The following is a 14,848-nucleotide window of genomic DNA, read 5'->3' as shown; positions in this document are numbered from 1 at the left end:
TTCGGGGACGGGTACACGATACCCGCGGTGGCAGGAGTAACTTCGTCCCGGTCGGCCGTGTGGTCGACCGGCGTTCCACACGAATGAGGATCACCATGACCGACTCCGGCCACACCGGCGGCCTCCGCGAGTTCGCCTCACACTCCGCAGGCGCGGTGGTTCTGGTCTGCGGACTGTTCTTCCTGCTGTCGTTCATGTATCTGGGCGGGACCGCCGATCCCCAGGCCCACGCCCGACACATCCCCGTGGCGGTGGTGGATTCCGACCGCGGTGCGTCGTTGGACACGCCGATCGGCGTGCGGGACCTCGACGTGGGATCGCAGATCACCGCCGGTCTGCTCCAGAACAACGACTGGGAGAAGATCCGGCTGCACGTGGTGGACTCCGAGTCGGCGGAGGAGGGACTGCGTGACGGCTCGTATTTCGGGGTGGTCAGGATCCCCCCCGACCTGAGCGAGCGGGTGGTGGGTCTGGTCGAGGCGGCGGCCACCGAAGAGGGGGATGCCGCGGAACCGCCCGCTCCCGCGCGGGTCACGGTCGAGTACTCGCCCCGCGTCTCCATCGTGTCGAGCCAGGTCATGAACACCATGGCGGGGGCGATGCAGGAGTCCTTCCGCGACCGGATGGGCCCCAGGCTGATCGCGGACTCGCAGCTGCTCGCCGAGGCGGAGGGCAGGACGATCGGCGCCGCCGCGACCCTCGCCCTCGGGGACCCGGTCGGGATCGATGTGACCGCGTGGAACCCGCTGCCGGAGGGGGTGTCGAACGCCTCGCTGCCGATGTTCTACGCACTGATCGTGATCCTCGCGGGCTTCACCGGGGCGATGATCATCTCCGCCGTGCTCGACGCCCGGCTCGGGTTCATCCCCCTGGAGATCGGACCTCTGGCACTGCACGTGCACGTAGCCCCGTTCGGCCGGCTACAGACGCTGGCCCGCAAGTGGGTGGTCACACTCGTGACGGCACCGCTCGTGTCCGGGCTGTGCCTTCTCGTCGCGCACATCATCGGGGTCACCGGGTACGACCCGTGGCACATGTTCTGGTTCTCGAACCTCGTGATCGTGGCGGTGGGGGTGTGCGCGCACACGATCATCGCGGCGATCGGGAACGCCGGACTGTTGGTCAACCTGGTCGTGTTCGTGGTGCTGGGGATTCCGACGTCGGGAGGAGCCACCCCGACGCAGATGCTGCCGCAGGTGTTCGTCGCGATCGGCAACCTCCAGCCGATGCACCAGGCCTACCTGGGGCTGCGGTCGATCATGTTCTTCGACTCGAGCTGGGACGCGGGCCTGGGGCACGCGGTGTGGGTCCTCGGCGGCTGGGCCGTGGCCGGACTCCTCGCGGGGGTGGCGGTCACCCTGGCCTATGAGCGCATGGGGCTCCGCCGCCAGGCCGTCGCCGACCGTGTCCCGGCGGGTGGTCGCTCGTCAGACCGGCGCTCAGGAGGGGCTGTCGGTGCGCGGGGCGTCGTCCGCCGGGGAGCTGCCGTCCGTCGGGGCGGCGCCGTAGGGGTCGCGGATGCGCCCCCGGCTGGCCACGGAGAGCCGGGGGAGATCGTGGAACGAGACCCCGCCCATCGGGAGTGAGTCATCGGTGGTGGTGACGAGGCGGGCGAACCCGCTCTTGGGGAACAACACGCCCTTGACCTCCTCCCAGGGGACGGACCTGCTCGTCCGCCACGTCGACAGGTGGACCCCGTTCTCGTCGAGTCTGGTGTTGGTCCGTGCGACCCACCAGCCGAATCCGATCGGGAGCAGCACGAGCCATCCCAGAGCGACGGGATAGGCGGTCACCGGCCAGAGGATCGCCAGGACGAAGATGGCGATGACGGCGTAGGACATGGGGTTGACCCGGAAGAGTGCGCGGTCGGTGGGCGTGGACTCCGGGTGGGGTGCTCTGAATGCTGCGCTCATGGTGCCCTCCACTGTCTCACGGTCCACTATGTGGGATTCGGTTTCCACGAGTTGACGACCGTGACGGACGGGGCCTAACCTGAGCGCGTGAACACCTGGAACGGTCTAGTACTCGGCCGGCGCGTCGGCGCCTGAGCCGCTACCTGGCTTTCCGTCGACGCGCACCCTCGCCGGCCCCCGTGGCCGTCGGGGGTTTTTTGTTGCCGGGTTCCCCTGGTCCAACCGGACCGGGTGCGGCGACGAACGTCAGCTCCACGACCAGCATGAAGGACAGTTGAAGTGAGCGCACCAACGGCACAGCCCGGACCCCGTCCGGGTGCAGAGCACAGGGCCCGGTCCGCGGCCCCCGAGCGGATGACGGGCGCCCAGGCGGTCGTCCGGTCCCTCGAGGAGATCGGCACCGAGGTCGTCTTCGGCATCCCCGGCGGCGCGATCCTGCCCGTCTACGATCCCCTCTACGACTCGGTCAAGGTCCGCCACGTGCTGGTCCGGCACGAGCAGGGCGCAGGTCACGCGGCCACCGGGTACGCACAGGCCACCGGGCGGGTCGGTGTCTGCATGGCCACCTCGGGCCCCGGGGCCACCAACCTCGTGACACCGCTCGCGGACGCGCAGATGGACTCGGTTCCGATCGTGGCCATCACCGGGCAGGTGGGCACCGCGCTCATCGGCACCGACGGCTTCCAGGAGGCCGACATCTCCGGTATCACCATGCCGATCACGAAGCACAACTTCCTCGTCTCGCACGGCGAGGACATCCCGCGGATGATCGCGGAGGCGTTCCACATCGCGCAGACCGGCCGACCGGGCGCGGTGCTGGTGGACATCCCCAAGGACGTCCTGCAGGCCGAGATGACGTTCTCGTGGCCGCCGGAGATGAAGCTGCCCGGGTACCGTCCGGTCACCAAACCCCACGGCAAGCAGATCCGCGAGGCTGCCCGGCTCATCGCCAAGGCCCAGCGCCCGGTCCTGTATGTCGGCGGTGGGGTGATCAAGGCCGACGCCTCCGCGGAGCTGCTCGCACTGGCCGAGCTGTCGGGGATCCCGTTGGTCACCACCCTGATGGCCCGCGGTGCGTTCCCCGACTCGCACCGGCTGCACTACGGCATGCCCGGCATGCACGGCACCGTCGCGGCGGTCGCCGCGCTGCAGCGGTCGGATCTGCTCGTCACGCTGGGCGCCCGGTTCGACGACCGCGTGACCGGACAGCTCGACACCTTCGCCCCCGATGCCAAGGTCATCCACGCCGACATCGATCCGGCGGAGATCGGCAAGAACCGCGCGGTCGACGTGCCGATCGTCGGGGACATCAAGGAGGTGCTGGTCGAGCTCGTCGAGACGCTGCGCGGCGAGCGCGACTCCGGTGCGCTCGCCGAGCCCACCGCGTGGGTGGGGCAGCTGGACGAGATCCGCTCCGAGTACCCACTCGGATACGGACCGCAGTCGGACGGCTCGCTCTCCCCGGAGTACGTGATCGAGCGACTCAGTGCGGCAGCAGGCCCCGACGCCGTCTACTGCGCCGGGGTGGGCCAGCACCAGATGTGGGCCGCGCAGTTCGTCCAGTACGAGAAGCCGCGCACGTGGCTCAACTCGGGCGGGCTCGGGACCATGGGGTACTCGGTCCCCGCCGCGATGGGTGCGAAATTCGGTCGTCCCGACGCCGAGGTGTGGGCCATCGACGGCGACGGGTGCTTCCAGATGACCAACCAGGAGCTCGCCACCTGTGCGATCGAGGGCGCTCCCATCAAGGTGGCGCTGATCAACAACGGCAACCTCGGCATGGTCCGCCAGTGGCAGACGCTGTTCTACGATCAGCGCTACTCGCAGACCGACCTGTCGACGCAGTCCAAGCTCATCCCCGACTTCGTCAAGCTCGGCGAGGCCCTGGGGTGCGTGGCGTTCCGTTGTGAGCGCGCCGAGGACGTCGACGAGGTGATCGCCAAGGCCCGCGAGATCAACGACCGCCCGGTGCTCATCGACTTCATCGTGGGCAAGGACGCCCAGGTGTGGCCGATGGTCGCGGCGGGCACGTCCAACGACGAGATCATGGCGGCGCGGGACATCCGGCCGCTGTTCGACGACACCGATTCCGTGGCGGACGACGCCGCGGACGTCCACGAGGTGACCGAGCGGATCGACGCCGCCGTGCTCGCCGCCCAGGAGGAGGACCAGTGACCGCCCGCTCCCACACCCTGAGCGTGCTGGTGGAGGACAAGCCCGGCGTGCTCGCGCGCGTGGCGTCGCTGTTCTCCCGGCGCGGGTTCAACATCGAGTCCCTCGCGGTGGGTCCCACCGAGACCGACGGGCTCTCGCGCATGACGATCGTCGTGGCCGTCGAGGACTTCCCCCTCGAACAGGTGACCAAGCAGCTCAACAAGCTGGTCAACGTCATCAAGATCGTGGAGCAGGACCCGGCCGGCTCGGTCGCCCGCGAACTCACCCTGGTCAAGGTCCGCGCCGACACCACCAACCGTGGACAGATCGTCGAGATCGCCAGTCTGTTCCGCGCCCACATCGTGGACGTCTCCCCGGAATCGCTCACGCTCGAGGCCACGGGTACCCCGGACAAGCTCGACGCGCTGCTGCGGATGCTCGACGGCTACGGCATCCGCGAGATCGTGCAATCCGGCATGGTCGCGCTGGGACGCGGCCCCAAGTCCATCACCACCACTCGATAGTCTCGACTCCTACACAAGTCTCGGCTACACGAACCAACACGAAGGGAATCCACCATGGCAGTGGAGATGTTCTACGACGACTCGGCGGATCTGTCGCTGATCCAGGGCCGCAAGGTCGCCGTCATCGGATACGGCTCGCAGGGGCACGCGCACTCGCTGAGCCTGCGCGACTCCGGTGTCGAGGTCGCGATCGGTCTGCGTGAGGGGTCCAAGTCCCGCGCGAAGGCCGAAGAGGCCGGCCTCAAGGTCATGACCGCCGCGGAGGCCACCAAGTGGGCCGACGTGGTCATGCTGCTCGCCCCCGACACCTCGCAGGCCCAGATCTTCACCGAGGAAATCGAGCCCAACCTCAGCGACGGCGACGCGCTGTTCTTCGGCCACGGCCTCAACATCCACTTCGGTCTGATCACGCCCGCCGAGGGCGTCACCGTCGCGATGGTCGCCCCGAAGGGCCCCGGCCACCTGGTGCGCCGTCAGTTCGTCGACGGCAAGGGCGTCCCGGCGCTCATCGCCGTGGCGCAGGACCCCAAGGGTGAGGGTGAGGCCCTCGCGCTGTCCTACGCCAAGGCGATCGGTGGCACCCGCGCGGGCGTCATCGAGACCACGTTCAAGGATGAGACCGAGACCGACCTCTTCGGCGAGCAGGCCGTGCTCTGCGGCGGCACCGAGGAGCTCGTCAAGACGGGCTTCGAGGTCATGGTCGAGGCCGGCTACGCGCCCGAGCTCGCCTACTTCGAGGTGCTGCACGAGCTCAAGCTCATCGTCGACCTCATGTACGAGGGCGGCATCGCGCGGATGAACTACTCGGTGTCCGACACCGCCGAGTTCGGCGGCTACCTCTCGGGCCCGCGCGTCATCGACGCCGGGACCAAGGAGCGCATGAAGGCCATCCTCTCCGACATCCAGGACGGCACCTTCACCAAGCGCCTCGTCGCCAACGTCGAGGGCGGGAACTCCGAGCTCGAGCAGCTCCGCAAGGAGAACGCCGAGCACCCGATCGAGGTCACCGGCCAGAAGCTGCGCGACCTGATGAGCTGGGTCGACCGGCCGATCACCGAGACCGCCTGAGACCCCTGTAGGGTCCACCGGGATCGATTCCCGAGCTTCAGGAGGACCGCCGTGCGCCACTTCAACCGAGGAGTGGGGGCGGCGGTCCTCTCGTTCTGTCTGGTCGGGTCCACCGTCGCGTGCACGTCGGGAACGGACGAGGACGGGCCGGGGATCACCGCCGCGCAGGTCGACGGTGCCAGGATCGCGGTCGACGCCGATGCGTCCGGCGTCGAGACCACCCGTCTCCTGGTGGAGGCCGCGCCGGTGGTCGTGGTGGCCGCGCCGGATGAGGCCGCCCAGGCCCGCGCCGCGTCCGTGGCGGTGGGGCTGCGCGCGCCGATGCTCACCGCGGTGTCCGGCGGTGACGACGCCCTCGCGGGCGAGTTGGACCGGATGGGTGCCGAGCGGGTGCTGCGGGTCGGTGAGGTGACGTTCACACCCGACGACGGCGAGGTGGTCGACGCCCCGGCGGACCGCACCGAGCTGGAGGCGCTCACCGGGATCACGTTCGAGTCCGAGCAGGAGATCCCAGGGGACCGCGTGGACGACGTCACCGTCCATCAGGCACCGGGTTCGCCGTCGCTGATGGTCGTCGGTCAGTTCACCGCCGGCGGCGAACCGGCGTCGGATGTCGAGGTGTTCTCGGCGGGAGGCCCCGCCTGGTCGTCCGAGGAGGCCCCACGGGTTCTCGTGTACGACCGGACCCCGGTGGCCGCGGTGGCGACCGCTGTCTCGAGCGGGGCGGCCGTCTCCCACCTCCGGGCTCCGGATCCGCGGGTCGACGGTGGTTCGGTCGAGGCGGTCATGGACGCCGACACCGTGATCGCTCTCGGGCCCGGATGGGGCACCGAAGACGAGCTGGCCGACCGGGTCGAGAAGGCCCGCACCGTCCCCGAGCTCCCCGGCGGGGGGCAGCTGTTGTTCCCGGGCCGACGCTTCGTGGCGGCCTACGGGTCGCCGATCACCCCGGCCCTCGGCATCCTCGGTGAACAGGGCCCGGAGGAGAGCGCGGAGCGGGTGCGGCAGCTGGTCGAGGAATACCAGCCGTACTCACCCGAGCCGGTCATCCCCGCGTTCGAGATCATCGCCACCGTCGCGGCGACCGAGCCGGGGCCCGACGGCAACTACACCAACGAGTGGGCGCCGGAGGTGTTCGAGCCCCTCATCGACGCGATCACCGAGGCCGGTGGCTACGCGGTGATCGACCTTCAGCCCGGGATGGCGGACCTCCTCGACCAGGCGCGGTTGTTCGAAGATCTGCTCACGCGACCCAACGTGGGGCTGGCCCTGGACCCCGAGTGGAAGCTCGAGCCCGGCCAGCGCCCGGGGGCGCAGATCGGCAGCGCGAGCGCCGAGGAGATCAACCGGGTCACGCACTGGCTCGCCGATCTCACCCGCGACTCCGGGGGGCCGCAGAAGCTGCTCATCCTGCACCAGTTCAGCCTGGCGATGATCACCGACCGCGAGAACATCGACACCTCGCGGCCCGAGGTGGCGATCTCCCTCCACGCCGACGGACACGGGACCCCGGAGATGAAGCTGGAGACGTGGGAGGTACTGCAGCAGGGACTGTCCCCGGACATCTGGATGGCGTGGAAGAACTTCTACGACGAGGACACCCCGACCTTCACGCCGGAACAGACGATGGCGGTCGAACCCCGGCCGTGGTTCGTGTCCTACCAGTAGGTCGGCTCTCCGCCGGGGCCGCGACCATCAGCCGCGGATGATCCGCTCGGCCACGTGCTGGCCCGCCATCCCGTGGACGCCGGGCCCGGGGGGCGTGGACCCGGAGGCGTGCCACACGCCCGGGACCCCGGTGGCGAAGGGGTCGGCCCGGGGAACCGGCCGGGCGATGAGTCCGCGCAGGTCGACACGGCCCGCGGCGATGTCGCCGCCCTCGTAGTTCGCGTTGTGTCGGCCCATCCGCGACGCGGGGGTACAGCGGGTCGACACCACGACGTCGCGGACGCCGGGGGCGACCTCCTCCAGGGCGCGGAGGACCTGCTCGGTCTGATCCAGCTCGGAGTAGGCGGGCACGTGTGCGTACGTCCACAGGGGTCGTCGCCCGTCGGCGGCGACCCGCCCCGGGTCCACCACCCACGGTTGGGAGACGAGAACCATCGGCCGGTCCGCGTGACGGCCCGCCGCCACGTCGCGCTCGGCCGCCGCGATCTGCTCCGCGTCACCGCCCAGGTGAACGGTCCCGGCGTCCCGCAGCCGGGGGTCGCGCCAGGGGACCGGACCCGACAGGACCATGTCGACCTTCGAGGCGGCACCGCCCACAGGTGCGCGGGTGAGACGGCGGGCCCGGCGCTCCACTGCCGGGGACGGGGAGGAGGCGAGCAGGATGTCGCCGAGGACCCGTGACGAGGTGTTGAACACGACGTCGCGGGCGTCGATCCGCGCCAGCGAGTCCACCCGCTGCCCGGTGCGGATCTCTCCCCCCGCATCCCGGACGGCCTCCGCGAGCGCCCCGGTGATCGCCCCGCTGCCCCCGACCGGCAGGGCCCAGCCGAGCGGGGAGTGCAGGAGCGAACCCAGGATGAGCGCGACCGCGGTCGCGGCCGGTGAGGTCAGTGGGGTGATGGCGTGGGCCGAGATCCCGGTGAGCAGTGTTCGCCCGTCCGGACCGAACGGATCGGCCAGACCCCGACGGGGATGCGCGCGCACGAAGGCCGCGGCCAGGGCCGCCGTCGCGGCGATCGGGGGGACCGACCGTTGGTCGGACAACGCCGCGGCCACCACCTCGAGGGACCGCTCGGCGGTCGGACCCATGACCCGCCACCAGGCGCGGGCCTCCGCCTCGGACCCCAGCCCCTCGGCCAGCGCACCGGGGGAGGGGTCGGACGGGACGAGGATCGCGTCGCGCCCCGCGAGCGCATGGGCCAACTGGACCGGCGGCGTCTTGAGCTCCACACCGTGTGCGGCGAGGTCGAAACGACGGAAGAACGGCGCGGCGCCGGCCATCGGGTGGACAGCCGAACACGGGTCGACCACGAGGTCCGCGCCGAGATCGCCCGGCATGCCGTCCATGGGCAGGGTGCGGCACCCGCCCCCGATGGTGTCCTCGGCCTCGAGAACCACGACGCGACGGCCCGCGCGTGCGCACAGGAGTGCCGCGGCGAGGCCGTTCGGACCCGACCCGACCACCACCACGTCGGCGCGCACCGGCGCTGCGGGACTCACTCGAATACCGCCAGGCCGTAGGTTCGGCGCAGCTCCTCCAGCAGCCTCTCCTGCGCCACGGCCTGCTCCGCCAGATCGAGGAGGACGCGTCGGGTGCCGGGTCCGCCCGCTTCGTCGTCGTCACCCCGCGAGGGCTGGTCGGCGACCCACGAGTCCGACAGCAGTTCCCACATGGAGCGCTTGGCCACCACGAGGGTGCGCAGCGCCTCCAGCACCGCGAGCCGCGTCAGTGGATCGCTCAGCACCGGCCCCACGGGCAACACGGAGAACGAGACACCGGTCGACAGCCGCAGCAGTCGCCGGCCCGGGGTCCCGATGGGGGTCAGCCGGGCCAGCAGCGCGGCGGCGGTGTCGATCTCCTGCTCGAACTGGGCGCGCAGGGGCTCCAGGCGGGACTTGTCCTTCTCGTCGACGGCGCGGATGCAGTGGTCCAGGAGGCTGCGACCCACCGCCGCCCCGTAGAGATGTGCGCGGAGATAGGAGGCGACCGCCGTCGAGCCGCGCGCGGGCGCGAGGACGGGCATCCAGGGAATGGGCAGGCGGACCGGGAGTCCGGTCGACCGGGGCGGGCGCAACATAGGTGATCCGTTCGTCGGGCGTCGGTCAGGTCCTGCGGGGACGTCAGCCACGGTAGGCGTCCGTGGCCACCCCGGCCACTGGTCGTGGCCGGTGCTCGGTGGCCTAGACTGTCGATGCCCGAATTGACACCGAGGAGATCCCACTGTGACAGCATCCGGACGTCCCGTCGTCCTCATCGCCGACAAGCTCGCCCAGTCGACCGTCGACGCACTCGGCGACGCCGTGGAGGTCCGCTGGGTCGACGGCCCGGATCGCCCGAAGCTCCTCGACGCGGTCAGGGACGCGGACGCGATCCTCGTCCGCTCGGCCACGACGGTCGACGCCGAGGTGCTCGCCGCAGCCCCCAAGCTCAAGATCATCGGTCGCGCGGGTGTCGGCCTCGACAACGTGGAGATCCCCGCCGCCACCGAGCGCGGCGTCATGGTGGTCAACGCGCCAACCTCCAACATCCACTCGGCAGCGGAGCACGCGGTCGCGCTGCTCATGTCCGCCTGTCGCCAGATCCCCGCCGCGGACCGCACGCTCCGCGAGCACACCTGGAAGCGCAGCTCCTTCAACGGCGTCGAGTTGCTCGGCAAGACCGTCGGCGTGGTGGGTCTGGGTCGGATCGGTCAGCTCGTGGCACAGCGTCTGGCGGCGTTCGAGACGAACCTCATCGCCTACGACCCCTACCTGCCCGCCGCCCGCGCGGCCCAGCTCGGGATCGAGCTCGTGGACATCGATGAGTTGGTCTCCCGCGCGGACATCATCACGATGCACCTGCCCAAGACCAAGGAGACGGCCGGACTGCTCGACGCCGAGCGGCTGGCCCGGGCCAAGGACGGCGTCGTGATCGTCAACGCCGCCCGCGGCGGACTCATCGTCGAGAACGCGCTCGTCGAGGCCCTGAAGTCCGGCAAGGTGCGGTCCGCCGCCCTGGACGTGTTCGACACCGAGCCCTGCACCGACTCGCCGCTGTTCGAACTCGAGAACACCGTCGTCACGCCGCACCTGGGTGCCTCCACCAGCGAGGCCCAGGACCGGGCCGGCACCGACGTCGCCCGGAGCGTGCTCCTCGCCCTGCGCGGGGAGTTCGTCCCCGACGCCGTCAACGTCACCGGCGGCCCGGTCGGCGACGAGGTCGCGCCCTGGCTCGACCTCGTCCGGAAGCTCGGCCTCATCGCAGGTCACCTGTGCCCGGGTGTGCCCACCACAGTGACCGTCGAGGTCGCGGGCGAGCTCGCCGCCGAGCAGGTCGACGTGCTCGGTCTGGCCGCCCTCCGCGGGATGTTCTCCGCCATCACCGACGAGCCCGCCACCTTCGTCAACGTCGGCCAGATGGCCGAGCAGCGCGGTGTCACGCACTCGGTCGAGACCCGCAGCGAGTCGAAGTCCTACCGCAGCACGGTCACCGTCACCGCGGTGGCCGCGGACGGCGCGTCGTCCCAGGTCACCGGCACACTGGCCGGTCTGGACCAGGTGCAGAAGATCGTCCGGATCAACGAGCGCGGCTTCGACATGCGCGCCGAGGGCCAGAACCTGTTCGTCCATTACTCCGACCGCCCGGGCGTGCTCGGCAAGGTGGGCTCCATCCTCGGCGGGGAGGGTATCGACATCCAAGCCGCCGCGCTCAGCCAGGACGTCACCGGTGAAGGTGCGTCGCTGATCCTGCGGGTCGATCGCGCGGTCGCCGAGCCGACCGTCGACCGGATCGTCTCCGAGCTCGACGCCACGGCGACCCAGATCTCCCTGGTCTGAGCGGGGGATACGCAACATGAAGCTCGCAGTCATTCCCGGGGACGGGATCGGTGTCGAGGTGACGGCCGAGGCGATAAGGGTCCTGGACGCGCTCGTCCCGGGGGTCGAGAAGACCGAGTACGACCTGGGCGCGCGCCGGTATCTCCGCAACGGGGAGACCCTGACCGAGGCGGACATCGAGAGCCTCAAGGGCCACGATGCGATCCTGCTCGGAGCCATCGGCGATCCGCGGTCGGTGCCCGCCGGGGTTCTCGAACGCGGGATGTTGCTCCCCCTGCGGTTCGCGCTCGACCACCACGTCAACCTCCGCCCGTCGCGGCTGTACCCCGGTTCGGGGACCCCTCTCAAGAACCCGGGTGAGATCGACTTCGTCGTGGTCCGCGAGGGGACCGAGGGGCTCTACACCGGCAACGGTGGGGCGATCCGCGTGGGAACACCCCACGAGATCGGCACCGAGACCTCGGTCAACACCCGTTTCGGCGTGGAGCGCGTGGTGCGCGACGCGTTCGGCCGGGCGCGGTCCCGCCGTGGCAAACTGACGCTCGTCCACAAGACCAATGTGCTGGTCAACGCGGGTGGGCTCTGGCAGCGCACCGTCGACGAGGTGGCCCCGGAGTTCCCGGACGTCGCGGTCGACTACTGCCACATCGACGCCGCGACGATCTACATGGTCACCGAACCCTCGCGCTTCGACGTGATCGTCACCGACAACCTCTTCGGCGACATCATCACCGACCTCGCCGCCGCGGTCACCGGCGGCATCGGCACCGCCGCGTCGGGGAACATCGACGCCTCCGGAACCAACCCGTCCATGTTCGAGCCGGTGCACGGTTCCGCCCCGGACATCGCGGGACAGGGCAAGGCCGACCCCACCGCGGCGATCCTGTCGGTGGCGCTGTTGTTGAGGCACCTGGGCAAGGTCGCCGAGGCCGAGCGCGTGGAGGCCGCGGTCGAGGCGGACCTGGGGTCGCGCGGAGATCGTCCGGTGGCGACCTCCGAGGTCGGCGACCGGATCGTGTCGGCGGTCAGCGACTAGAAATCGGGCACCGCCCCGCGGCCCGCGGGTGTGAATCGCGTGAAGCGGATCACACCGCGGGCCGTCGGCGTCCAGAGTGGACCCATGGACGTCGAACTCGCCGAGGTGAGGGAATTCCTCGCCCGCTGCGCCCCCTTCGACGAGCTGGCCGGTGATCAGCTCGACCGGATCCCCGCGCGGCTCTCACAGCGGTACCACCGCCGGGGAACGGTGATCCTCGACGCCGGTGCCCGGAACGACACCCTGCACATCATCCGGTCGGGCGCCGTGGAGGTGTGCGACCCGGACGGCGTTCTGCTCGACGCCCGGGGTGAGGGAGACTGCTTCGGCTACTCATCCCTGTCCCACAGCGGGCCCTCCCGCTACCGGATCGTGGCGGTGGCCGACACCCTGCTGCTCGAGATGCCGGACGCGGTCCTGGACGACCTGGCCACCGAGCACCCTCAGCTCCGGCGGTTCTTCGGCGAACGGAGCGACCGGATCCGCCAGGACCTCGCCTCGGCGCGGCTCGAGGCCGCGGGCGGAGACGCGTTGGGCACACCGGTCGGGGAGTTGCTCGCCCGCGACGCGGTGACCACCGGCCCCGACACCACGATCCGCGACGCCGCGAGTCTGATGACCGAACGCCGCGTGTCCGCGCTGCTCGTGGTGGAATCGGGCCGCGTGGTGGGGATCTTCACCGACCGGGACCTGCGCTCGAAGGTCGTCGCGGTCGACGGGGACACCGGGGCCCCGGTGTCCACGATCATGACCCCGGACCCGGTGTCGGTCGACGCGGGGACGCGCGCGTTCGACGCCACCCTCCTCCAGATCGACCGCGGGGTCCACCACCTCCCGGTCTGCGAGGACGGCATGCCGGTGGGGATGGTGACGAGTGGGGACCTGCTCCGACTGGCCCAGACCGACCCCGTGTACCTGGCAGCCCGCATCGCTCGCGCACCGGACCCCGAGGGGGTCGCGCGCCTCGCGGCCAGGTTGCCGGCCCTGGTCGGGGAGTTCGTCCGCCGTGGCACCGCCCCCCAGGACATCGGTCGCGTCGTCACCGCCACCGCCGACGCCGCGACGCGACGGTTGATCTCCCTCGCGGAGAGCGAGCTCGGACCGCCGCCGGTGCCGTACTGCTGGGTCGGCCTCGGTTCCCAGGCCAGAGGGGAGCTGGGCGTGGCGAGCGACCAGGACAACGCGCTCATCCTCGACGACGCGGCGGAGACGGCACCGGACGCGGACCGGTACTTCGCCGCGTTGGCGAAGCAGGTGTGCGCTGGTCTCGACCGGGCCGGCTTCCCGTTGTGTCCGGGCGATGTCATGGCCTCCAACCCGGCATGGCGTCGCACGTCCAGGTCCTGGGAGCGCCAGGTGGGGGACTGGGTGCGGGCGCCCGGGGCGGACGCGGTCCTGCACTCCCAGGTGTTCCTGGACATCCGCCCGGTCCACGGGGACACCTCGCTGTTCATGCGGGTCCGTGACGAGATGCTCGCTCGCGCCGAGGGCAGTCGGCGGTTCCAGGCCCACCTGGCGCGGATAGCGTGTGAATGGCAGCCGCCGCTGGGGTTCTTCCGTGGGCTGGTGGTGGAACGACGGGGCGAGTACCGCAACACCCTCGACCTCAAGGCCGGCGGGATCGCGCCCGTGGTGCAGATCGCCCGCGTGCACGCCCTCTCCGCGGGGCTGGACGAGGTGTCCACCCTCGGTCGGCTCGACGCCGCGGCCGGGGCCGGTGTGATCGCGCGTGCCGACGCGGAGGATCTCGGCGAGGCCTTCCGGTTCCTGCGTGGTCTGACCTATAGGCACCACGCGCGCCAGATCGCGGACGACGACCCGCAGGACAACCACATCGATCCGGGAACTCTGAGTTCCGCCGATCGTCACCGTCTCCGAGCCGCGTTCCGGATCATCGCCGGGGTGCAGGGCTCGCTCGCCCTGAAGTACCGGGTCGGGCAGATGTGATGCGTGAGTGGTTCACCCGGTCCGGGCGCCGTCGACGCACGGCACGACGACTCCCCGACGGTCCGCTGCGGCGCTACCTCGAGACCCCGCCCCCGGGGCCGTCGACCCCACTCGCGGAACTGCCCCTGCTGGCGATGGACGTCGAGACCACGGGCCTGGATCCCCGGCGCGACAGGGTGTTGTCCGTGGGGCTGGTGCCGGTGGACGGTGACAGGATCGTCCTCGGCGGCGCGCAGGCCCTGCTCCTGCGGGCCGACGGCGCCGACGAGCTCGAGGGGGTGGGCCAGAGCGCGACCCTGCACGGGATCACCGACGACACGGTGGCGACCGGGGTGGGTGTGGAGGACTTCCTCGACCGGATCTTCGAGGCACTGTCCGGTCGGGTCCTCGTGGCCCACTACAGTCGTATAGAGACCGATTTCCTCGGCGCACTGTGCGCCTCCGGTCGCGGTCTGCGACCGCCGTTCGTGCCGGTCGACACCCTCGAACTCCACCGCCGGGTGCTCGGCGCCGGCGTCGACAGGGGTTTCGCCCCGGAGTCCTCGCCGGACGAACTCCGGCTGTGGAGGGCCCGGGAGCGCTACGGGCTTCCCCGCTACCGGGCACACGATGCGCTGATCGACGCGCTCGCCTGCGCGGAGCTCTACCTGGCCCAGGCCGCGGAGTTGCACGACCGCGGGGTCACGACGCTCCGGGATCTGCGAACGGCATAGGATCGCGGG

The 14,848-nt window shown here is 70.7% G+C and carries 11 protein-coding genes and 1 pseudogene; 9 read left to right on the top strand and 3 right to left on the bottom strand.

The genetic code is table 11. The features are described from left to right. Nucleotides 1–95 precede the first annotated feature (95 nt). Nucleotides 96–1,586: a YhgE/Pip domain-containing protein gene (locus ABIE38_RS05775; RefSeq protein ID WP_354054429.1), complete on the top strand. Its 1,491-nt coding sequence runs from the start codon at nucleotides 96–98 to the stop codon at nucleotides 1,584–1,586. Here ABIE38_RS05775 and ABIE38_RS05770 read toward each other — a convergent pair. Beyond that, nucleotides 1,572–1,841: pseudogene (locus ABIE38_RS05770) on the bottom strand (PH domain-containing protein); the annotation flags it as partial. The gene ABIE38_RS05775 and the pseudogene ABIE38_RS05770 overlap by 15 nt on opposite strands. 351 nt (nucleotides 1,842–2,192) lie before the next feature. Here ABIE38_RS05770 and ABIE38_RS05765 point away from each other — a divergent pair. Genes ABIE38_RS05765 through ABIE38_RS05750 form a run of 4 tightly spaced genes read left to right on the top strand, consistent with a single transcriptional unit; the run spans nucleotide 2,193 to nucleotide 7,327 of the window. Continuing rightward, entirely contained in the window at nucleotides 2,193–4,088 is a 1,896-nt protein-coding gene (locus ABIE38_RS05765) for an acetolactate synthase large subunit (RefSeq protein WP_179525520.1), read from the top strand. After that, nucleotides 4,085–4,591, top strand: coding sequence for an acetolactate synthase small subunit (ilvN, locus tag ABIE38_RS05760; protein WP_179525519.1), 507 nt, complete (start codon nucleotides 4,085–4,087; stop codon nucleotides 4,589–4,591). The genes ABIE38_RS05765 and ilvN overlap by 4 nt, the downstream gene beginning before the upstream one ends. A 54-nt stretch (nucleotides 4,592–4,645) precedes the next feature. Next, nucleotides 4,646–5,659: a ketol-acid reductoisomerase gene (gene ilvC / locus ABIE38_RS05755; RefSeq protein ID WP_354054428.1), complete on the top strand. Its 1,014-nt coding sequence runs from the start codon at nucleotides 4,646–4,648 to the stop codon at nucleotides 5,657–5,659. A gap of 51 nt (nucleotides 5,660–5,710) precedes the next feature. Next, nucleotides 5,711–7,327: a hypothetical protein gene (locus ABIE38_RS05750; protein ID WP_354054427.1), complete on the top strand. Its 1,617-nt coding sequence runs from the start codon at nucleotides 5,711–5,713 to the stop codon at nucleotides 7,325–7,327. A gap of 27 nt (nucleotides 7,328–7,354) precedes the next feature. On the opposite strand, the gene ABIE38_RS05745 is transcribed toward ABIE38_RS05750, so the two are convergent. After that, the gene (locus ABIE38_RS05745; protein WP_354054426.1) at nucleotides 7,355–8,827 is read right to left on the bottom strand and encodes a phytoene desaturase family protein; all 1,473 of its coding nucleotides are present in this window, start codon (nucleotides 8,825–8,827) and stop codon (nucleotides 7,355–7,357) included. Continuing rightward, complete coding sequence (locus ABIE38_RS05740) at nucleotides 8,824–9,405, bottom strand: hypothetical protein (RefSeq protein ID WP_354054425.1); 582 nt, start codon at nucleotides 9,403–9,405, stop codon at nucleotides 8,824–8,826. The genes ABIE38_RS05745 and ABIE38_RS05740 overlap by 4 nt, the downstream gene beginning before the upstream one ends. A 145-nt stretch (nucleotides 9,406–9,550) precedes the next feature. Between ABIE38_RS05740 and serA the strand changes: the two genes are divergently transcribed. The 4 genes from serA to ABIE38_RS05720 all read left to right on the top strand — a co-directional run bounded on the left by serA (nucleotide 9,551) and on the right by ABIE38_RS05720 (nucleotide 14,839). Continuing rightward, nucleotides 9,551–11,143 carry a phosphoglycerate dehydrogenase gene (serA, locus tag ABIE38_RS05735; RefSeq protein ID WP_354054424.1) on the top strand — a complete coding sequence of 531 codons (1,593 nt, stop codon included), beginning with the start codon at nucleotides 9,551–9,553 and terminating at the stop codon, nucleotides 11,141–11,143. A 16-nt stretch (nucleotides 11,144–11,159) separates the two neighbouring features. Next, nucleotides 11,160–12,179, top strand: coding sequence for a 3-isopropylmalate dehydrogenase (locus ABIE38_RS05730; protein ID WP_354054423.1), 1,020 nt, complete (start codon nucleotides 11,160–11,162; stop codon nucleotides 12,177–12,179). Nucleotides 12,180–12,263: 84 nt separating this feature from the next. Next, nucleotides 12,264–14,126, top strand: a complete 1,863-nt coding sequence (locus ABIE38_RS05725; RefSeq protein ID WP_354054422.1) for a DUF294 nucleotidyltransferase-like domain-containing protein — start codon at nucleotides 12,264–12,266, stop codon at nucleotides 14,124–14,126. After that, on the top strand, nucleotides 14,126–14,839 hold the full coding sequence (locus ABIE38_RS05720) for an exonuclease domain-containing protein (protein ID WP_354054421.1): 714 nt from the start codon (nucleotides 14,126–14,128) through the stop codon (nucleotides 14,837–14,839). The genes ABIE38_RS05725 and ABIE38_RS05720 overlap by 1 nt, the downstream gene beginning before the upstream one ends. Nucleotides 14,840–14,848 lie beyond the last annotated feature (9 nt).

This window comes from Dietzia sp. 2505 (genome assembly GCF_040546785.1).
In the GTDB taxonomy this organism is placed as follows: domain Bacteria; phylum Actinomycetota; class Actinomycetes; order Mycobacteriales; family Mycobacteriaceae; genus Dietzia.
This window is presented reverse-complemented; position numbering and strand designations above follow the sequence as displayed.

What these genes read in the sequence shown, in the direction of transcription:
- ABIE38_RS05775 (WP_354054429.1), top strand. Translation starts at nt 96, where the DNA reads ATGACCGACTCCGGCCACACCGGCGGCCTCCGCGAGTTCGCCTCACAC.
- ilvC (WP_354054428.1), top strand. Translation starts at nt 4,646, where the DNA reads ATGGCAGTGGAGATGTTCTACGACGACTCGGCGGATCTGTCGCTGATC.
- ABIE38_RS05740 (WP_354054425.1), bottom strand. Translation starts at nt 9,405, where the DNA reads ATGTTGCGCCCGCCCCGGTCGACCGGACTCCCGGTCCGCCTGCCCATT.
- ABIE38_RS05730 (WP_354054423.1), top strand. Translation starts at nt 11,160, where the DNA reads ATGAAGCTCGCAGTCATTCCCGGGGACGGGATCGGTGTCGAGGTGACG.
- ABIE38_RS05725 (WP_354054422.1), top strand. Translation starts at nt 12,264, where the DNA reads ATGGACGTCGAACTCGCCGAGGTGAGGGAATTCCTCGCCCGCTGCGCC.
- ABIE38_RS05720 (WP_354054421.1), top strand. Translation starts at nt 14,126, where the DNA reads ATGCGTGAGTGGTTCACCCGGTCCGGGCGCCGTCGACGCACGGCACGA.